At 56.0% G+C, this 19,005-nt stretch carries 18 protein-coding genes and 2 tRNA genes; 3 read left to right on the top strand and 17 right to left on the bottom strand.

Going from position 1 to position 19,005, the window contains the following annotated elements:
• Positions 1 to 4: 4 nt before the first annotated feature.
• The 13 genes from AD948_RS11440 to AD948_RS11380 all read right to left on the bottom strand — a co-directional run bounded on the left by AD948_RS11440 (position 5) and on the right by AD948_RS11380 (position 12,311).
• Positions 5 to 646, bottom strand: coding sequence for a complex I 24 kDa subunit family protein (locus AD948_RS11440; protein WP_035380844.1), 642 nt, complete (start codon positions 644 to 646; stop codon positions 5 to 7).
• Complete coding sequence (locus tag AD948_RS11435; protein WP_375600761.1) at positions 643 to 1,917, bottom strand: NADH-quinone oxidoreductase subunit D; 1,275 nt, start codon at positions 1,915 to 1,917, stop codon at positions 643 to 645. The genes AD948_RS11440 and AD948_RS11435 overlap by 4 nt, the downstream gene beginning before the upstream one ends.
• Positions 1,918 to 1,922: 5 nt before the next feature.
• Entirely contained in the window at positions 1,923 to 2,585 is a 663-nt protein-coding gene (locus tag AD948_RS11430) for an NADH-quinone oxidoreductase subunit C (protein ID WP_052051400.1), read from the bottom strand.
• Positions 2,578 to 3,141, bottom strand: coding sequence for a NuoB/complex I 20 kDa subunit family protein (locus AD948_RS11425; RefSeq protein WP_006559070.1), 564 nt, complete (start codon positions 3,139 to 3,141; stop codon positions 2,578 to 2,580). Before AD948_RS11425 ends, AD948_RS11430 begins: the two co-directional genes overlap by 8 nt.
• Positions 3,142 to 3,154: 13 nt before the next feature.
• Entirely contained in the window at positions 3,155 to 3,520 is a 366-nt protein-coding gene (locus AD948_RS11420; RefSeq protein ID WP_006559069.1) for an NADH-quinone oxidoreductase subunit A, read from the bottom strand.
• A 227-nt stretch (positions 3,521 to 3,747) separates the two neighbouring features.
• A tRNA-Val gene (locus AD948_RS11415) sits at positions 3,748 to 3,822 on the bottom strand.
• Between the two features lie 89 nt (positions 3,823 to 3,911).
• On the bottom strand, positions 3,912 to 4,196 hold the full coding sequence (locus tag AD948_RS11410; protein WP_006559067.1) for an HU family DNA-binding protein: 285 nt from the start codon (positions 4,194 to 4,196) through the stop codon (positions 3,912 to 3,914).
• 146 nt (positions 4,197 to 4,342) lie between these two features.
• On the bottom strand, positions 4,343 to 6,865 hold the full coding sequence (gene lon / locus AD948_RS11405) for an endopeptidase La (protein WP_082782420.1): 2,523 nt from the start codon (positions 6,863 to 6,865) through the stop codon (positions 4,343 to 4,345).
• A 193-nt stretch (positions 6,866 to 7,058) separates the two neighbouring features.
• Positions 7,059 to 8,324 (bottom strand): ATP-dependent Clp protease ATP-binding subunit ClpX, encoded by a 1,266-nt coding sequence (clpX, locus tag AD948_RS11400; RefSeq protein ID WP_006559065.1) that lies wholly within the window; start codon positions 8,322 to 8,324, stop codon positions 7,059 to 7,061.
• A 120-nt stretch (positions 8,325 to 8,444) separates the two neighbouring features.
• A complete protein-coding gene (gene clpP, locus AD948_RS11395) occupies positions 8,445 to 9,110 on the bottom strand; it encodes an ATP-dependent Clp endopeptidase proteolytic subunit ClpP (RefSeq protein WP_174766843.1) in 666 nt (221 codons plus the stop codon).
• Positions 9,111 to 9,279: 169 nt separating this feature from the next.
• A complete protein-coding gene (gene tig, locus AD948_RS11390; RefSeq protein ID WP_006559063.1) occupies positions 9,280 to 10,614 on the bottom strand; it encodes a trigger factor in 1,335 nt (444 codons plus the stop codon).
• 99 nt (positions 10,615 to 10,713) lie between these two features.
• A tRNA-Leu gene (locus AD948_RS11385) sits at positions 10,714 to 10,798 on the bottom strand.
• A 49-nt stretch (positions 10,799 to 10,847) separates the two neighbouring features.
• A complete protein-coding gene (locus AD948_RS11380; RefSeq protein ID WP_061472081.1) occupies positions 10,848 to 12,311 on the bottom strand; it encodes a bifunctional ADP-dependent NAD(P)H-hydrate dehydratase/NAD(P)H-hydrate epimerase in 1,464 nt (487 codons plus the stop codon).
• A gap of 169 nt (positions 12,312 to 12,480) precedes the next feature.
• Between AD948_RS11380 and AD948_RS11375 the strand changes: the two genes are divergently transcribed.
• From AD948_RS11375 to AD948_RS11365, 3 genes are all read left to right on the top strand, one after another.
• Positions 12,481 to 12,936 carry a CopD family protein gene (locus AD948_RS11375; RefSeq protein ID WP_061472103.1) on the top strand — a complete coding sequence of 152 codons (456 nt, stop codon included), beginning with the start codon at positions 12,481 to 12,483 and terminating at the stop codon, positions 12,934 to 12,936.
• A 224-nt stretch (positions 12,937 to 13,160) separates the two neighbouring features.
• Positions 13,161 to 15,161, top strand: coding sequence for a DEAD/DEAH box helicase (locus AD948_RS11370; protein ID WP_456303764.1), 2,001 nt, complete (start codon positions 13,161 to 13,163; stop codon positions 15,159 to 15,161).
• A gap of 3 nt (positions 15,162 to 15,164) precedes the next feature.
• Complete coding sequence (locus tag AD948_RS11365; RefSeq protein ID WP_408736068.1) at positions 15,165 to 16,496, top strand: class I SAM-dependent RNA methyltransferase; 1,332 nt, start codon at positions 15,165 to 15,167, stop codon at positions 16,494 to 16,496.
• Here the strand turns inward: AD948_RS11365 and AD948_RS11360 are convergent.
• Genes AD948_RS11360 through AD948_RS11345 form a run of 4 tightly spaced genes read right to left on the bottom strand, consistent with a single transcriptional unit; the run spans position 16,444 to position 19,005 of the window.
• The gene (locus AD948_RS11360; protein WP_035380859.1) at positions 16,444 to 16,812 is read right to left on the bottom strand and encodes a HesB/IscA family protein; all 369 of its coding nucleotides are present in this window, start codon (positions 16,810 to 16,812) and stop codon (positions 16,444 to 16,446) included. The genes AD948_RS11365 and AD948_RS11360 overlap by 53 nt on opposite strands.
• An 18-nt stretch (positions 16,813 to 16,830) precedes the next feature.
• Positions 16,831 to 17,310, bottom strand: a complete 480-nt coding sequence (locus AD948_RS11355; protein ID WP_006558279.1) for an SUF system Fe-S cluster assembly protein — start codon at positions 17,308 to 17,310, stop codon at positions 16,831 to 16,833.
• Positions 17,297 to 17,752, bottom strand: coding sequence for a Fe-S cluster assembly sulfur transfer protein SufU (gene sufU / locus AD948_RS11350; protein ID WP_061472079.1), 456 nt, complete (start codon positions 17,750 to 17,752; stop codon positions 17,297 to 17,299). The genes AD948_RS11355 and sufU overlap by 14 nt, the downstream gene beginning before the upstream one ends.
• 2 nt (positions 17,753 to 17,754) lie before the next feature.
• On the bottom strand, positions 17,755 to 19,005 hold the full coding sequence (locus tag AD948_RS11345) for an aminotransferase class V-fold PLP-dependent enzyme (protein WP_006558281.1): 1,251 nt from the start codon (positions 19,003 to 19,005) through the stop codon (positions 17,755 to 17,757).

The raw sequence follows: 19,005 nt of genomic DNA, 5'->3' as shown, positions 1-19,005 counted from the left end.
TCTCCTATTGGTTTTCAGACGCCGCTTCCGGCGTTACAAGCAGGGTCTTGCGTCCCCCTTCGGGGGCGGACCCGCACCGGTTTACGGTCGGTCCTGCCGGAGGTCTTTCTCCTGCACGGAGCGCTGCAATCAGGGCTTCCGTGCGTGGACCATCCATATCTTCATAAAAATCATCATCCACCTGCAGAATGGGAGCGTTGGCGCATGCTCCCAGACATTCAACCTGTGTCAAGGTGAACAGACCATCTTCGCTTGTCTCACCAAAGCCACCGACGCCGGCTGCTTTTTTGCAGGCATGCACAACATCATCTGAACCGCGAAGCCAGCAGGATGTCGTCGTGCAAACCTGAAGATGATACCGCCCGATCGGGCGCGTGTTGAACATGGTATAAAAGGATGCGACCTCGTACACACGGATGGGCGCCATGTCCAACCGCCGCGCAATTTCATCCATGGCGGCAACAGGCACCCATGCACTCCCCGTTTCCCGCCCCATCTGCCGCTGGGCAATATAAAGCATGGGCATGACGGCACTGGCCTTACGCGCTTCCGGATATTTGACGAGCACTTTTGCGATTTCCGCTTCAGATGCTGCATCAAATGAAAATTTGTCCGGCTGCTCTGCCGGTTTCCATGGGGTGTTCAACGGTCCACCTCCCCAAACACAAGATCAAGAGAGCCAATGACCGCCACCATATCTGCCAGCATAGCCCGGCGTGACAGTTCATCTATGGCCTGCAAATGGGAAAAACCCGTAGGCCGTATTTTGCAGCGATACGGGCGGTTGCTGCCGTCTGCCACAAGATACACGCCAAATTCACCCTTCGGACTTTCAACGGCTGTATAAGTGGCTCCCGGCGGCACATGATACCCTTCACTGAACAGCTTGAAGTGATGGATCAGTGCTTCCATGGACCGCTTCATGTCTGCACGCCGTGGCGGCGTAAACTTTGGGTCCTGCACTTTCACATCTCCGGGCTGAATCTGCGCCAGGCACTGTTCGATAATCTTCACACTCTCGCGCATTTCTTCCATGCGTACGAGATACCGATCATAACAGTCGCCCTGCCGGGTAACAGGCACCTTGAAGTCAACTTTGTGGTAATTGTCATACGGCTGACTGCGCCGAAGATCCCACGGCACACCGGAAGCCCGAAGGCACGGGCCACTGAACCCCCATGCCAGAGCCTGCTCGGTTGTGAAAATGCCAATGCCAACCGTACGCTGTTTCCAGATACGGTTTTCCGTCAGCAGACCTTCAAGATCATCAATCCACGCCGGAAATTCCTTGGCCCACGCGCCAATCCGATCTTCCAATTCAGCTGGAATATCGCGCGCCACACCGCCAGGGCGAAAATAGTTGGCATGAAACCGCGCGCCAGACGCTGCTTCATAAAATTCCAACAGTTTTTCCCGTTCCTCATATCCCCACAATGCGGGCGTTACCGCTCCGCAGTCCAACCCCATGGCGGTAATATTGAGGATATGATTTAAAATACGGGTAATTTCCGCAAACATAACCCGCAGCCATTTAGCCCGTTCGGGAATGTCTATGCCCAGAAGCTTTTCCGTGGCCAGTGCAAACGCCTGCTCCTCACACATGGGAGAAACATAATCCAGCCGGTCAAAATACGGCAGCGCTTTATGATAGGTTTTGTATTCTATCAGCTTTTCCGTGCCACGATGTAAAAGGCCGATATGTGGCACGGCCCGCGCCACAACCTCGCCTTCCATTTCCAGCACAAGACGCAACACACCATGAGCTGATGGATGCTGAGGCCCGAAATTCAGGGCATGGGAATCAATTTCAACCGTTCGCCGCTCAGTTTCCTGAAGCTTCTGTTCAGGCAAAAGGCTTTCAGGAATATCGTTTTTCAGGAATGTTTCTTCAACATCCACGGCACGGGGCTGTTTCATGTCGGTCATCCGCGGGACCTCTTGATACCTTGCCTGACTTCATGCGCCTTTTCGTCTCCAGGCAAGGTCAACATCCCTTCCCACGGAGAAACAAAATCAAAATCCCGAAAATCCTGTGTCAGGGAAACAGGTTCTTTTACAACCTTGCGCAGCTCAACATCGTATCGGACTTCTTCGTAACCCGTCAGGGGGAAATCCTTGCGCAACGGGAAGCCTTCAAAACCGATGTCAGTCAAAATCCGGCGCAAATCCGGCTGTCCGGAAAAGAGAACGCCAAACAGATCATAGCATTCACGTTCCCACCACGTGGCGCACGGCCAGAGGTGATGCACGGACGGAACCGGCGTTGTCTCATCTGTTGTGACAATCACGCGGATGCGGTGGTTATGGGAGACGGAAAGAAGGTTATAGACGACCTCAAACCGCTCTTCCCTTCCCGGGAAATCAACACCGCACAGATCCATCAATTGTTCAAAACGATACCGAGGATCATCACGAAGCAACGTCATGAGGGGGAGAAGCTGGTCACGCACCGTACGCACCACCAGTTCGCCCTTTTCAACCGCGGCCGAATGAATGCCAGGCAGAGACGTGGCAAGCGTAAACGCCATGGAGCCCACTTGCCCCTGCAGACGGTTCTGCTGTGGATTAACAGGAAGCTCAGCCACGAAGAATGGTCCCCGTGCGGCGAATTTTCTTCTGCAAAAGCATGATGCCGTAAATCAACGCTTCTGCAGTGGGCGGACAGCCGGGCACGTACACATCAACCGGCACAATGCGGTCGCAGCCGCGCACCACGGAATAGGAATAGTGGTAATACCCCCCACCATTGGCGCAGGAGCCCATGGAGATAACCCAGCGGGGTTCTGCCATCTGCTCATACAAACGGCGCAGCACAGGGGCCATCTTGTTGGTCAGCGTGCCTGCAACAATCATGACATCAGACTGACGCGGAGAACCGCGGGGAATAATCCCCATACGGTCCAGATCGTATCGGGGCATGTACGCATGGATCATTTCCACGGCGCAGCATGCCAAGCCGAAAGACATGGGCCATAGACTCCCTGTGCGTCCCCAGTTCACCAACTTGTCCAGATTGGCGACCACAAAGCCTTTCTCGGCAATGGCGCCTGTAATACCGCGCACAACGGCATCCTGCTCCGGCCCCGGCGGCAGAGCCTCTCTGTTCCAGAGAACAGCATCTTCTTGTGAATTCGTAGACATAGGCGCTTTCCCCTTAATCCCAGTCCAGCGCGCCTTTGCGCCACTCATACAGAAAACCGATCCCCAGCACGCTCAGGAACCCCAGCATGGAAAGAAAGCCGAACAACCCTATGCGGGAGAGACTGACTGCCCACGGGAACAGGAATGCGACTTCAAGATCGAAAATAATGAAGAGGATAGCCACCAGATAAAACCGCACATCAAAGCGGCGGCGGGCATCATCAAATGCCTCAAAACCACATTCATATGCTGTTGTTTTTTCAGGATAAGGCTTCTGGTGTCCACTTATCAGCGCCATACCCAGCATCGCAGCGGCAATGACCACGGAGAGGGCACCGAATATAAGAACTGGCGCGTAATCACCAAGGACAGATTGCATCGGGGGGCTCCTGCACGAGAAAGGTCGCGTAAACCAAACATCATGCAGACAACCTACCCCCAAGCGTGGCGAACAACCATGGCTACAGGCAGCCTGCCACGGCCACTTTCACGTGATTACTTGGGACGACCGGTTCTTACAGGAGAAAACCGGTGTTTTTTCTTTTATCAGAAAATCGAGAGCGCTTAGCGCTCTGGGAAACCATTTTACCTGAAAGTATAATGGTTTGGTGGGCGATGAGGGGATCGAACCCCCGACCATCTCGGTGTAAACGAGACGCTCTACCGCTGAGCTAATCGCCCGCCGCTTATGTGTCACAAATAAAAACGGGCGGCAACCCCCTTTTTGGGATTTGCCGCCCGAAAGCCGAAAAACTATTTCCCGCAGGGATTTAGCTTACGGCGTCCTTCAGTGCCTTGCCCGGTTTGAAACGGACAGAGGTAGAAGCCGGAATGTCGATTTCTTCACCCGTGCGCGGGTTACGACCCTTAGCCGCCTTACGTGTTGCGGTTACAAACGTACCGAACCCAACCAGACGAACTTCCTGCTTACGAGACAGAGCCTTCTCGATAGCACCGAATACGGCGTCGACCACTTCTCCAGCCTTAGCCTTGGGCAGAGCAGCCTCGTCGGCCACTGCCGCCACGAGTTCCTGCTTGTTAAGCGGCTTCTCCATATTACGCCTTTCTCAATAATATATAACTTTGGTGGAGCGGCGGGCGGCATTGCGTCCGCCTCTCCGCTTCCCGCTCGCACTATGAAGCCGTTTTTTGCCACGTCAACCGACCAACAGCAAACTTCGGCTTCAGAGCGTTTTTTATATCAGTGCGGCAGCACGGAAACGTGGGCCGCCCCTTCCGCTCCCGGAACGGCTTCCGGCACTTCTTCCCAATGGATTGGCTGCGGCTGCCGCACCAGCGCACGCGCCAGCACTTCATCCACATGCGAAACGGGTACGATTTCCAGATCTTTCTTCACAGATTCAGGAATTTCCGCCAGATCCTTTTCATTATCCTTGGGGATAAAGACCGTGCGAATACCGGCCCGCACTGCTGCCAGCAGCTTCTCTTTCAGGCCACCAATGGGCAGCACACGCCCGCGCAACGTGATCTCGCCTGTCATGGCAACATCCCGCCGGATCGGAATACCAGTCAGCACACTCACCAGAGATGTCGCCATGGCAACGCCCGCAGAAGGCCCATCTTTCGGAGTCGCGCCTTCGGGAACGTGCACGTGGAAGCTCCGCTTATCAAACAGAGTCGGCGCCACACCAAAGGTGGTTGCCCGGCTCCGCACGTAGGAAAACGCAGCAGAGACGCTTTCCTTCATGACGTCACCCAGCTTGCCAGTTTCCACAATGCCGCCTTTACCCGGCACCATGACACTTTCAATGGTCAGAATTTCTCCGCCCACTTCGGTCCATGCCAACCCGGTGACAATGCCCACCATATCTTCCGCTTCGGTCTCGCCGTAACGGAAGCGCTTCACGCCAGCCAGTTTTTCGAGGTTGCGGACGGTAATGGCCACTTTCTTGGCTTTGCCGGTCACAATCTCTTTCACAACCTTACGCGCCAGATTGGCAATCTCGCGCTCAAGACTACGTACGCCCGCTTCACGCGTGTAATAACGGATCAGATCCCGCAGGGCGTCATCACTGATGGACCATTCATCCGGCTTGAGGTTATGGGCCTCACCCTGCTTGGCAATCAGATGACGGCGGCTGATTTCCACCTTCTCATCTTCCGTGTAGCCAGACAGACGGATGATCTCCATCCGGTCCAGCAGCGGCTGCGGCATGTTGAGGCTATTCGCCGTCGTGACAAACATCACATCGGACAGATCATAATCTACTTCCAGATAATGATCAGCGAATGTGCTGTTCTGTTCCGGGTCCAGCACTTCCAACAATGCCGAAGCCGGATCACCACGCCAATCCGCGCCCAGCTTGTCAATTTCATCCAGCAGGAAGAGCGGGTTGGACACCTTCGCCTTCTTCATGCCCTGAATGATCTTGCCTGGCATGGAACCGATATACGTGCGGCGATGCCCGCGAATTTCGGCTTCATCCCGCACGCCACCCAGCGACATCCGCACGTAATGGCGACCTGTTGCCTTGGCAATAGACCGAGCCAGAGACGTTTTACCAACACCCGGCGGCCCCACCAGACACAGGATCGGGCCTTTCAGTTTCTGGGAACGGCTCTGCACCGCCAGATATTCAAGGATACGCTCCTTGACCTTATCCAGCGCGTAGTGATCGGTATCCAGAATTTTTTCCGCTTCTGCCAGATCATGACGGACCTTGGTCCGCTTCTTCCACGGAATACCCAGCAGCCAATCCAGATAATTACGCACCACGGTCGACTCGGCTGACATGGCGCTCATGCCACGCAGCTTTTTGAGTTCCGCTACCGCCTTTTCCCGCGCTTCTTTTGAAAGCTTGGTTTTAGCGATGCGCTCCTCAATCTCGGTGGTTTCGTCCTTACCGTCTTCGCCTTCACCCAGTTCTTTCTGAATGGCTTTCAGTTGCTCGTTCAGATAGTACTCGCGCTGGGTTTTCTCCATCTGGCGCTTTACGCGGTTGCGAATTTTCTTCTCAACCTGCAGCACACCGATTTCCGCCTCAATGTGGGCAAAAACCTTTTCAAGCTGAAGCATGACAGAAGGAGCTTCAAGAATTTCCTGTTTTTCGGAAATCTTGAGGTTCAGGTGACTCGCCACCGTATCCACCAGCTTGGACAGATCCGTAATCTGGTTCAGGGAAACCAGGACTTCAGACGCAATTTTCTTATTGAGTTTTATATACTGCTCAAACTGCGAAATAATGGAACGGCCAAGCGCTTCGGCATCCGGGCCAACCGCAGCAGTTTCCACCACATCTTCAATTTCAGCTTCAAAATGTCCGTCAACATCGTGCAGCGCTTTTACCTTGGCGCGACGGACACCTTCCACCAACACCTTGACGGTGCCATCCGGCAATTTCAGCAACTGCAGAATGGTGGATACCGTGCCAAAACGGTAAACGTCATCAATGCCCGGATCATCCTGTGCGGCATCTTTCTGCGCAATCAGCAGGATCTGCCGGTCATCACGCGTAACGGATTCAAGTGCCTTGACGGATTTTTCACGACCGACAAACAACGGCACGATCATATGCGGGAAGACAACAATATCACGCAGCGGCAGAACGGCCACGCGGTTCTCGCTTTGCGGTTTCTGCTGAACAGCCGTTCCCTCTTCTGCGGGGGAAACGTTCGCTGGCACAACAGATTCAGGAGTTGCCGCCTGCGTTTTGGCTGGTGACTTCCGTTTACGTTTTACTGGTGGTTTTTCATTATCAGCCATAACCATGACCTCCTTCAAGGACGATCCAGGCCGGACACCCGCCCTGCGGCATGCCCCTGGGCCCGTAGAGACACCAAACAGTCCCTGCCTCTACTATGTCGTTACGAATGTCCCATTTCACAATGGGTTAACCAGAAAAGAGAGGCGACAGACCTTTCCGATCCGCCGCCCCTATAATGTCTTACCCCGTTTTTCAGGCTGATTGCTCAGCCGGGATCTCTTTCCGTTTGCCGTAGACGTAAACCGGACTGGTTTTTTCCTCCGCCACATCACGGTTCACAACCACTTCTTCCACATTGTCCAGACCTGGAAGGTCAAACATTGTGGACATCAGGATGCTCTCCATAATGGAGCGTAGCCCACGGGCACCGGTCTTGCGTTTGATGGCGCGGTCCGCAATGGCTTTCAGTGCATCATCCGTAAAGGAAAGCTGCACATCTTCCATCTGGAACAGGCGCTGATACTGCTTAACCAGCGCATTCTTGGGTTCTGTCAGAATACGGATCAACGCCGCTTCATCCAGATCACCCAGAGTAGCCAGCACTGGCAGACGACCAATAAATTCGGGGATCAACCCGAATTTCATCAGATCTTCCGGCTCTACATCGTGCAGGATTTCTCCCATCCGACGATCATCCGGAGAACGAACATCGGCGCCGAAGCCAATCCCCGTACCCTTACCGCGAGCGGCAATAATTTTGTCCAACCCGGCGAAAGCACCACCGCAGATGAACAGCATATTGGTGGTATCCACCTGCAGGAATTCCTGCTGCGGATGCTTACGGCCACCCTGCGGCGGAACAGATGCCACAGTCCCTTCCATCAGTTTCAGCAGAGCCTGCTGAACACCTTCCCCACTTACGTCACGTGTGATGGAAGGATTGTCTGACTTGCGTGAGATTTTATCGATCTCGTCAATGTAAACGATGCCACGCTGCGCCCGTTCCACATTATAATCAGAAGCCTGCAACAGTTTGAGGATGATGTTTTCAACATCTTCCCCCACATATCCGGCTTCTGTCAGCGTGGTGGCGTCCGCCATGGTGAACGGAACATCCAGAATACGCGCCAAAGTCTGCGCCAGCAGGGTCTTACCAGAGCCTGTCGGGCCAATCAGCAGGATGTTGGACTTTGCAATCTCGACATCATTGTTCTTGGCTGACTGGGTCAGACGTTTGTAATGGTTATGCACGGCAACAGAGAGAACCTTCTTGGCCTCAAACTGCCCGATCACATAATCATCAAGAACTTTGCAGATCTCTTTGGGCGTGGGCACGCCTTCACGCGATTTGACAAGCGTGGTCTTGTGCTCTTCACGGATGATATCCATGCAGAGTTCTACGCATTCATCGCAGATGAAAACGGTTGGACCAGCAATAAGCTTCCGCACTTCATGCTGCGATTTGCCGCAGAATGAGCAGTAAAGCGTATTTTTGGAATCACCGGACTTCGCGTTCATGAGCCCACTCCCTCGATCATCCCAGGCCTCAGACTCCCGAGAGCCGTATTCCAGACTTTATCTGCCTTCCTTACGACAGACCACCCCCGCACTGTAACGGGGGTGTTGGTGTTCACCAGATTAAGGATGGTCTTTATCCTTCTTTCCAGTTTCTTCTGCTGCCTTGTGATGACTGATTACCTTGTCAACAATACCGAAAGACTGTGCTTCCTCGGCAGACATATAGCTATCACGTTCCAGCTTCTGCTCGATATCCTCAAGCGTCTGGCCGGTATGTTCGCGATAGATCTCATTCAGGCGCTGACGGATAATAAGGATTTCCTTGGCCTGAATTTCAATATCGCTGGCCTGTCCCTGTGCACCGCCAGAAGGCTGATGCACCATGACGCGAGCATTAGGCAGCGCATAACGGTGCCCCTTCTCGCCCCCAGCCAGCAATAAAGACCCCATGGAAGCTGCCTGACCGATGCACACGGTGCTAACGGGGCTGCGGATGTACTGCATGGTGTCATAAATTGCCAAGCCAGCAGACACAACGCCGCCAGGGCTGTTGATATAGAAGGAGATTTCCTTCGTGGGGTTCACACTTTCAAGATAGAGAAGCTGTGCGGAAATAAGAGAGGCCACCTGATCATAGACAGGGCCTGTCAGAAAAATAATCCGCTCCTGAAGCAGGCGGGAATAGATATCGAATGCCCGCTCCCCCCGTGAGGTCTGCTCGACCACCATGGGCACCAAAGCGTTGCTGAAAATCTCAACGGGATCACGATCCCTCATGTTAGTCATTCCCGTAAAAAACCTGCACCAGCCCTTGCCTCCTTCCATCAAAACCCAGGAAGTCGGTTCAGGCACTCTCACTCAAGATAGAGATAAAGTGGCAAGATGCCACCCCGGAAAAGAAAAACAGTCTGAAAAAGAGTGTCCCGCCAGTTCACACTGGCGGGACAGAAAGGTCTCAGATATCAGCCGGAGGAATGTCCGACAGCTCTTCTGGAGTAACTTCCTTATCCTCCACTTTCGCGAGTTCAATCAGATAATCGACAACCTTGTTCTCGAAAATCGGACCGCGAAGGGATTCTATGGCCTGCGGATTGTTCTGGAAGAACTGGAACACCTGCTGTTCCTGCCCCTGGTAACGCATGGCTTCTGCCCGCATTGCCCGTGCCAGTTCATCCTGCGTGACGGTAATGGCGTTCTTACGGCCAATTTCTGCCAGAAGCAGACCCAGCTTCACCCGGCGTTCCGCAATCTTGCGATAGTCGGAACGAAGGGTTTCTTCGTCCTTATCTTTATCTTCGTCGTCAAGCTCACCGGCCTTGCGGTCTGCATCAACGCGCTGCCAGATCTGGTTGAATTCCGCATCAACCATTCCCTCCGGAGCGGGGAAATCGGTTTTTGCAGCCAGAGCGTCCAGCAGTTCACGTTTGATACGCAGACGGGAAAGCTGATCGTACTCGCCTTCAACCTGCTTACGCACCAGATCACGAAGCTGTTCGAGCGTTTCAAAGCCCAGCTTCTTGGCCAGTTCATCATCAATCGGCGCATCAACAGCTTTTTTCAGCTCACGCACCTTGATGTCGAACGTCGCTTCCTTGCCAGCAAGTTCTTCAGCGCCGTAATTTTCCGGGAAGGTCACGGTGATGACTTTTTCTTCACCGGGCTTCATGCCTTCAATCTGCTCGGCAAAACCGGGGATAAAGCCTTCACCACCGATTTCAACGTTCACATCTTCAGCCGTGCCACCGTCAAAGGGCACACCGTCACGCTTACCAACAAAATCAACGCTGACAACATCACCCTTTACTGCGGGGCGATCTTCCTCAAGCGTTTCAAACGTGCGCTGACGCTTGGCGATGTCTGCCACGATCTTGTCAATGGCTTCATCGCTGGCGGTCGCCTTCAGGCGCGTCAAGCTGAGATCGGAGAGATCCGGAACCGTGATGTCAGGCAGGATCTCGGTTTCCACCTTGAATTCCAGGTCCTTGTCAGCATCTTCCTGACCGGAAACCAGATCAACCTGCGGCTGACCAGCCGGGCGCAGGCCACGCTCATCCAGCGTGGTGCGGAGCGCTTCAGACACAGCCTGTTCAAGCACTTCAGCGCGAACGCCTTCACCATAACGCTGGCGCGCAATGGAGACGGGAACCTTACCCGGACGGAAGCCCGGAAGCTTCAGGCTGGCGGCCACTTCCTTAAGACGAGCATCCTGCTTCGTCTTAAGATCCGCTGCCGGAATCGTAATGGTAAAACCACGCTTCAGCCCTTCGGAAAGGGTCTCGGTAACCTGCATCGGCCAGGCCTTCCTTTCGGTACAAACTTAAACACCCCGCATCGTGCCGAAAGGCTGCTGCGGAAGCTGCTGCGAAACAGGACGGGGGCACCAAATAATTGGTACGGGTGGAGGGACTTGAACCCCCACGGCTTGCGCCACCAGAACCTAAATCTGGCGTGTCTACCAATTCCACCACACCCGCACGGTCAAAACCCCGTCGTGAGTTGCGAGCACTTAGCCCAGAGCGTGGCTCACGGCAAGATGCCCGATGCATATCTCTTGTCCTGAGACTGCAATCTGGTCGCTTTTTCCCGCGCAGGGCCCAGATAACGGTCCAGATCCTCGGCTATGGGCCATGTTCCTGCCTCCAAACCGGCTTCTCCATGCAGCCAGACACCCGCACAGGCAGCGTCCCACGCGGGCATGCCTGCCGCCAGCAAGGCGGCAATCACCCCAGAAAGCGTATCACCGGAGCCCGCCGTTCCCAACGCCGGACTCGCGTGATCATTGATCACCAGACGACCATCCGGGGCAGCCACAAGGGTTGACGCCCCCTTCAGGACAACAACCGCATTAAGCCGCTGCGCGGCCGCTCGCACGGCTGCTGAAGGATTATCTCCGGGGGCGCCAAACAGTTTTGTGAACTCTCCGATATGCGGCGTAATGACTGCAACACCACGCAGCATCTCAGGCTTGCCCGCAAAAGCAGAAAGCGCACCCGCGTCGGCCAGAACAGTTTTTTTCGCCCCGAGCAATACAGGCAGGGCTTTGCTTACTTCCTGCTCTGTCAGCCCCGGCCCACAAACCCAGACAGCGCGCCGCTTATCTTCCAGAAGTTCCGGCAAGGGGCCATCATCCACCACCAGCCCCGGTGCCCCGAGCCTGTAAGCCGGTGCGCCAGGTCCTGCGGCAACCCGCACCAGCCCTGCACCTGCCGCCCGTGCCCCACCCGCACATAAGCGTGCTGCTCCAGGCATGGTCTCACCCGCACAGATACTGACCACCCCGCGGCTATATTTATGGCTTTCCGGCCCCGGAACCGGCAGAGTCCACAAACTTGGAGCGTTCTGCCACGCCTGTGGCGCGACCTGATCAAGCGCGGAAGCAGGCATACCGATGTCAGCCAGCACCAGCCGCCCCATATGGGCACGCCCAGGATACATCAGATGCCCCGGCTTGAAGCGCACGAAGGTAACGGTCATCTGCGCGTAGGGGGCATGGCCTCGCACCTGCCCCGTTTCACCATCAATACCGGAGGGGATATCCACCGCCACCACTTTGCGCGCGGCAGCCAGCACTTCCGCAGGGAGGCCAGTCACATCCCGGCTCAACCCCGCACCAAACACCGCATCTATAACCAGATCTGCGCGCTGCGCTTCCTCTGCGGTAAACGGCACCCGTATCCCGCCAAAAAGCGCGGAAGCCTGACCGGCGGGCGAGTCTGCATGTGGGGACGACATCTCAGCCACAGTTACTGGCCACCCTGCATCATAAAGATAACGAGCGGCCACATAACCATCGCCCCCGTTATTGCCGGGCCCGCACAGCACCAAGACCCTGCACGGCTTAAAAAAACGCCGCACGGCACGCGCAACGGCACGCCCTGCGGCGTCCATCAACACGGCCACCGGCACGGAAGCAGACGCCAGGCGGTCAATCTGTCCCATCTCTTCGGGGGTATAAAGAGCGAGAGAGGAATGAGAAGTGAACGCCATAAAGCCCTCCTGTGCGGCATGAACGGGAAGCCAAAGCCGGAATACTGACTTGCACCTCGGCCACCCCCTTGGCAATCAGGCTCCCAGTTGCACGCCCATGACCATTCGCTGGCCTTGAGGCATAGTGCGTTTTGAAAGCCATCTTTCATTTTCTGTGAGCGGAGTCTGCATGCCTCATTCCATTCTGTGGAGCCTAATTCTCGCACTCCACATCATCAGCATTGTCGTATGGGTTGGCGGTGCTGCTTACGCGACCATCATTCTGCGCCCCAGCCTGAACCTGCTGGACACCACGCAGCGCAATTCCGTGCATCTGCAAACGCTTGGCCGCTTCTTCCGCATGCTGATGCATGTCATCCCTACCGTGCTGATTACGGGGTGGTTGATGATCATTCATGAAGGCGGGTTTGCCAACGCACCATGGACCACCAACGCCATGCAACTGATGGGCCTGATCATGGCTGGCCTGTTTGTTCGGTTGCAGATGGGGCCTTACCAGAAAGTACGCCGGGCCATCCGCCCCCAGCCCGCCACCTTCGACTCGATCCGCAATCAGATTCTGATCATCATGGCGCTTGGGCTTCTGACTATCCTGGTCGCGTCACTGGGCCACCCGTTCCTGTAAAAACAGGTAGAACTTCAGGAAAACTTGATTCTCTTACGGAATCCCTTTATCGGAGCATGCGCCTGACCGGCTTCAGTTTGTAACCGTCCACCACACAGGGGGCGGGCAAGAACCAAGGGCCAGTCGGTCCATGCTAAGTAAACGACTGAAGCATCCCCGAGAGCATATTGACAGCAAAAACACCCGCCCGCCCCCGCAGAACAACGACACGCAGCCGCAAGACGGTGACTGCGGCAGCCTCTGACGTACCCGCAGAAACCGGGGCTGATGTCTCTGAAACCGCCGCGGAAGCGCCCGTGGAGGCTGAACCTGTCAAAAAAACCGTCCGCCGACGCCGCACGACAAAGACCAAGGCAGCAGCGGCAGAGGTGAGCGAAACCGACGCTCTTGGCGCAGCCGAACCCGTTGCCACTGAAGCAGAGGCGACCGGTGAATCGGCGGCTAAACCCGCAGAGCCCAAGCCGCGCCGCACACGCCGCAAAACAACGACAACCCGTTCAACTCGGGCGAAAAAAGCCCCTGCTGCTGAACCAGCTCCAGAAGAGCCCGTTCAGAGTGAATTGTTGGCCGAGCCTGATGTTCCGGTTGTAGCTGCCGAACCTGTGGTAGCTGAGCCCACAATTGTGGCGGAAATAGCGCCATCTGAGGCTGAGGCTGAGGCTGAGGCTGAGGCTGAGGCTGAGGCTGAGGCTGAGGCTGACAAAAAAACGACTTTTGCTGATCTGGAACTCTCCCAGCCTATCCTGCAGGCCATTGCAGATATGGGATACACGCATCCCACCCCCATTCAGGAACAGGCGATCCCCGCCATTCTGATGGCGAGGGACGTACTGGGTGTCGCGCAGACAGGCACCGGGAAAACGGCATCCTTCACGCTGCCGATGCTTGAAATCCTCTCCGACTCGAGAGCCCGCGCCCGCATGCCGCGCTCCCTGATTCTGGAGCCCACCCGCGAACTGGCCCTGCAGGTTGCAGAAAATTTTGTTCAGTACGGCAAATATCTTAAGCTGACCCATGCGCTGCTAATTGGCGGTGAAAGCATGGCGGATCAGAAAGAAGTACTGAACCGTGGCGTGGATGTTCTGATTGCAACGCCGGGCCGCCTGCTTGACCTGTTTGAGCGTGGTGGCCTTCTACTGAACCAGACACGGATTCTGGTGATTGATGAAGCCGACCGCATGCTGGACATGGGCTTCATTCCCGACATTGAGAAAATTGTGGGGCTGCTGCCTGCCAATAGGCAGACGCTGTTCTTCTCCGCCACCATGGCACCGGCCATTCGGCAGTTGGCTGATGCGTTCCTGCATACGCCAAAAGAGATAACGGTTTCCCGCGCCTCTTCTGTTGCCACGACCATTGAAGCTGGTCTGGTGATTGTGGATGAATACAACAAGCGTGAAACCCTGCGCCGCCTGCTGCGTGACCCGGGAATGCAGAACGCTATTGTGTTCTGTAACCGCAAGCGGGATGTGGATGTTCTGACGCGGTCGCTCACCAAACATGGTTTTGCCGTGGGCGCTCTGCATGGGGATCTGCCCCAGTCCGTACGCTTTGCAACGCTGGAAAAATTCAAAAGTGGCGAACTGAAGGTTCTGGTCTGCTCCGATGTTGCGGCACGCGGCATTGACATTGGTGGCCTGTCCCACGTGTTCAACTTTGATCTGCCGTTCCATGCGGAAGATTACGTGCACCGTATTGGCCGCACCGGACGCGCCGGGCGGGAAGGCCACGCCTACAGCTTAGCCACGCCCTATGACAAAGCTCTGGCTGAAGCCATTGAAACCCTGACAGGCAAACCGATTCCGCGCCTTGAACTGGACGGAATTGAACAGTTGGAATGGTCTGAGGAAAAACGTCCTCCCCGCAATAACACCCGGCGGGACAAAGACCGGCAGGGCCGTGAAGGTCGGGCAGAAAGCCAGTCTGGCAACCGGAACCGCAATCGGGCTCCCGCGGCGCGTGACGCCGCTCCGGAACAGGAACGGGCCAGCAACCGGCCAACTCCTCCCGCAGAACAGGCTCCGCGCGCCAATACCCCCAAACCACAGCGGGAACGCCGTGTGCGTGATGAAGCGCCCCCCATGCCTGCCGGTGAAGTGGTCGGCTTTGGTAAGGATGTGCCATCTTTCATGCTTCTGCCACGCCGTACCACCGTGCTGGCTGATCTGCCAGCACCGACGGGTGATGTCTCTGTCACCGAGGAAGAAGCTGTAAAGCTGCATTAACTCGTGACCCAATCAACAGCGGCTCATGATGAGCCTACAACCCTTGATGTCTCCATTCGGTCTCTGGGGGCTCAGGGGGATGGGGTTGCCTCTCTGCCCGATGGCAGCGCGGTGCATGTACCCTATACCCTGCCAGGAGAACTGGTTCGTCTGACGCAGGATAAGGGGGGTCGCTGGACACTCAAAGAAATCCTGACGCAGTCTCCTGACCGTGTTGACCCACCTTGCTCTCTTTTTGGCAATTGTGGAGGGTGTACACTTCAGCATATGGCACTTCCTGCTTTGCTGGCATGGAAGAGTGAGCGTGTTCACGCCGCGCTAAAAAAAGCCGGCTTCCAGACGCTTCCCACAGCAGAACAGCATCAGGTGAAATCCCATTCCCGACGGCGGGCTGATCTGGCCATCCGCCGGAATGGGAAGGATATTCTTCTGGGCCTTCATACGCGCAGTAGCCACGCCGTGGTGGATTTGACCGAGTGCTCCGTGCTGCATCCAACAGTGGTGAGCGCCCTTCCCGCTTTCCGTCAGGTGCTGCGTAGCCTTGAGGGCTTGCGGCAGGCCGGAGATCTGCACATCAATCTTCTGGAATCGGGGATGGACGTGCTTCTCGCCACTGATGGGCCGCTTTCTACAGGCGATCGAACCCGGCTGGCGGCATTTGCCGATTCGCTTTCCATCCCCCGCATCAGTTGGCGGTCCGTATCCAGCAATGCGGAACCTGAAAACGTGGCCCAACGCGGTAGCGTGCGCCACAGCTTTGGCTCAGCAACGGTTGCTCCTCCTGCCGGTGCCTTTCTACAGGCCACCGCAGAGAGTGAGGCATGGATTCAGGAGAGCGTAATAGCGGCTCTCCCCAAAAAATTGGGTAAACGCGATACTCTTATTGAGCTGTATGCAGGGTGTGGAACGCTCAGCTTTCCCTTAGCCAGCCGTGCACGCGTCCTCGCCTATGAAGGGCACGCAGCCGCAGCCTCATGCCTGCAAGCGGCCACAGGCAGCACACGCGTAACTGCGGAATGTCGGGATCTGAACCGGCGGCCCATCATGGGGAAAACGCTCAACACGGCCGCCGCCGTTGTGCTGGACCCACCCCACGCTGGCGCCAAATTGCAAATGACGCAAATTGCCGCAGGCAAGCCCAAATCCGTTGTCTATGTAAGCTGTAACCCGGCCGCACTGGCAAAAGATGCAACAGCGCTATTTTCTGCTGGCTACAGCCTGAGCAGCATCAGTGTGATTGATCAGTTTTTATGGTCAGCCGAGGTGGAGGCCGTATGCGGCTTCACACATGAAAGCTCTCGCCGCAGCCGCAGCGGCCTTTCTCGTTCGGGTTGATAAACACAAACCCTTCTTCAAAGTCCGACTGCTGAAAATCCATTTCCGACCCGATCAGGAACAGGGTCGCCTTGCGATCTACCAGCAGGGTGACGTCCTTGTCCTTGATCACTTCATCCCCAGCAGTTGGCGCATCCACAAATTCCATATCGTAGGCTTTGCCTGAGCACCCTTTGGTGGTGACGGAAATGCGAAGCAACTGGCCCGCATGGGCTGTTTTGTACAGGTGGGTAAGTTGCCGTGCCGCTGCATCGCTCAGACGCATGAGCGGAGGCAGAGCCCTTTTGGCAGGTGACGCAACTGTGGTCTGAGACATCGTTCCGTCCTTTCCTGTTCAGAACATATTCAAGGCGAGACGGGCTTCATCACTCATGCGTGACATGTCCCATGGTGGGTCCCACACCACCTCAACATCGGCTGAGGTCACGCCGGGAACCTTCTCCACCGCTTCCTTTACCTGCACTGGCAGTTCCTGCGCGCTGGGGCAGTTTGGAGCGGTAAGTGTCATTTCAATTTTCACGCGGCCATCGTCATACAGATCAATGGCGTAAATCAGCCCAAGTTCATAAATGTTCACCGGAATTTCCGGATCATGCACCGTGGCGATTGCTTCGATAACGGCGTCTTCAGATGCTGCGCCCTCCGGAGAGCTGGCAGCTTCAGGGGCCACGCCATCCGGGGTCCAGCTTTCTACACGTGGCTTTTCAGCCTCATCCGGCTGCCGGTCTTCATCCAGCACCTCCTGAGAAACTGAATCCACGGCATGATTTGTTTCCAGCACGTCAGGAGCATGCAGCTTTTCAGACGTCGACATGAGAAAGCGCCTCCTTTAAAGCGACCCACGGTAGTTCCGCACACCGGATACGAGCCCGATGCGCACGCAGCGGAGCAAAGGCTTCAAGCTGCTCCAGAGCGGGCGTTTCTGCGGTTGCACTTGTTGCAGGCTGACCATCCTTCTCCACCAGCATGGCGGAAAACTGACGCCCAACCCCTTCAGCCTGAGCAATGTTCAGGCCCGTTATCCGCTCGGCCATCAGATCCGCTGCCGCCAGACAGATGGCGCAACCGCGGGTGTGATGCCGAACCAGACTGATATGGTCCTGATCAAGCTGAAGTTCCACCCGCGTTTTATCTCCGCAGAGCGGATTTTTGCCTTCCCCGATCTTTTCGGGGTTTTCCAGCCGTCCGGCAAAAAGAGGTTTGCGAGCGCGCTGAACAATCAGGCGATCATAGAGCGCGCCGCTATCCACCGGCATGGTCACACAAAAAAGTTCCTGATCCGCACCAGCGTATCCGCCAGCACGTCAATTTCTTCCTGCACGGTATAGATGCCAAAACTGGCCCGTGCGGTGGCGGTCAAACCAAGGCGGCGCATTAACGGCTCCGCACAATGGTGCCCTGCACGCACTGCAACACCGTTCCTGTCGAGCAGGGTGGCGATATCATGCGGGTGAACATCATCCATGGTGAAAGAGATAACGCCGCCACGGTCCTTTGGTGCGCCAATTACTTTTAGGCCCGGTACATCAGCCAGTCGGGTCAGGGCATAGGAGGTCAACGCGGCCTCGTGAGCCGTAATGGCTTCCATGCCGACTTTTTCAACCCAGGAAATAGCCGCCCCAAGGCCAATGGCCTCGATAATGGCAGGCGTACCCGCCTCAAACTTGTGCGGCACATGCGCCCAGGTGGAGCGCTCGAACGTGACCGTGGAGATCATGTCTCCCCCGCCCATGAACGGCGGCATGGCATCCAGCAGGGCCTTGCGTGCCCACAAAATGCCAATACCCGTGGGCCCATAGAGTTTATGGCCGGTGAAGGTATAGAAATCAGCGCCTAGAGCCTGAACGTCCGTTTTGCGATGGACCACAAACTGGCTGCCATCAAAAAGGACCTGCGCCCCGGCGGCATGCGCCATATCGGCGATCTGACGCGCCGGTGTCACGCCGCCCAGTACGTTGGACATATGGGTAATGGCCACAAGAGCGACCTGCCCATCGGACAGAATGTCCTGCAACGCATCAAGATCCAGATCGCCCTCATCCGTAATGGGGGCAATGCGGAGCTCTATGCCAGCGCGGTCCCGCAGCATCTGCCATGGCACCAGATTGGCGTGATGTTCCATTTCGGAAATCACAACAGCCTGACCAGGCTTGAGCAGCGCACCGAAGGAATACGCCACCAGATTGATGGCTTCAGTGCTGTTGCGCGTAAAAACAATTTCTTCACGAGACGGCGCGTTCAAAAATGCCGCCACCTGATCCCGCACGCCTTCATACGCTTCGGTCGTGCGTTCGCTCATCCAATGCAGACCGCGATGGATGTTGGCATACTGGGTCCGCATGGTGTCAGCCATGCAGTCAATAACTGCGTTTGGCTTCTGGGCCGAGGCGGCACTATCAAGAAACACCAGCGGCCGATCATGCACTTTCTGCGCAAGGATAGGAAACTGCTGGCGGATGGCAGCACTATCAAACTGATGCACCGGCCCTTTTTCCAAAATCGCAGACAT

The organism is Acetobacter senegalensis, from assembly GCF_001580995.1.
GTDB classification, from domain to species: Bacteria; Pseudomonadota; Alphaproteobacteria; order Acetobacterales; family Acetobacteraceae; genus Acetobacter; species Acetobacter senegalensis.
Note: the sequence above shows the minus strand (reverse complement) of the source record. Positions and strands in the feature narration are given on the sequence as shown.

What these genes read in the sequence shown, in the direction of transcription:
- AD948_RS11435 (WP_375600761.1), bottom strand. Translation starts at nt 1,917, where the DNA reads ATGAAACAGCCCCGTGCCGTGGATGTTGAAGAAACATTCCTGAAAAAC.
- AD948_RS11425 (WP_006559070.1), bottom strand. Translation starts at nt 3,141, where the DNA reads ATGTCTACGAATTCACAAGAAGATGCTGTTCTCTGGAACAGAGAGGCT.
- AD948_RS11420 (WP_006559069.1), bottom strand. Translation starts at nt 3,520, where the DNA reads ATGCAATCTGTCCTTGGTGATTACGCGCCAGTTCTTATATTCGGTGCC.
- AD948_RS11410 (WP_006559067.1), bottom strand. Translation starts at nt 4,196, where the DNA reads ATGGAGAAGCCGCTTAACAAGCAGGAACTCGTGGCGGCAGTGGCCGAC.
- lon (WP_082782420.1), bottom strand. Translation starts at nt 6,865, where the DNA reads ATGGCTGATAATGAAAAACCACCAGTAAAACGTAAACGGAAGTCACCA.
- clpX (WP_006559065.1), bottom strand. Translation starts at nt 8,324, where the DNA reads ATGAACGCGAAGTCCGGTGATTCCAAAAATACGCTTTACTGCTCATTC.
- clpP (WP_174766843.1), bottom strand. Translation starts at nt 9,110, where the DNA reads ATGACTAACATGAGGGATCGTGATCCCGTTGAGATTTTCAGCAACGCT.
- tig (WP_006559063.1), bottom strand. Translation starts at nt 10,614, where the DNA reads ATGCAGGTTACCGAGACCCTTTCCGAAGGGCTGAAGCGTGGTTTTACC.
- AD948_RS11380 (WP_061472081.1), bottom strand. Translation starts at nt 12,311, where the DNA reads ATGGCGTTCACTTCTCATTCCTCTCTCGCTCTTTATACCCCCGAAGAG.
- AD948_RS11375 (WP_061472103.1), top strand. Translation starts at nt 12,481, where the DNA reads ATGCCTCATTCCATTCTGTGGAGCCTAATTCTCGCACTCCACATCATC.
- AD948_RS11360 (WP_035380859.1), bottom strand. Translation starts at nt 16,812, where the DNA reads ATGTCTCAGACCACAGTTGCGTCACCTGCCAAAAGGGCTCTGCCTCCG.
- AD948_RS11355 (WP_006558279.1), bottom strand. Translation starts at nt 17,310, where the DNA reads ATGTCGACGTCTGAAAAGCTGCATGCTCCTGACGTGCTGGAAACAAAT.
- sufU (WP_061472079.1), bottom strand. Translation starts at nt 17,752, where the DNA reads ATGCCGGTGGATAGCGGCGCGCTCTATGATCGCCTGATTGTTCAGCGC.
- AD948_RS11345 (WP_006558281.1), bottom strand. Translation starts at nt 19,005, where the DNA reads ATGTCTGCGATTTTGGAAAAAGGGCCGGTGCATCAGTTTGATAGTGCT.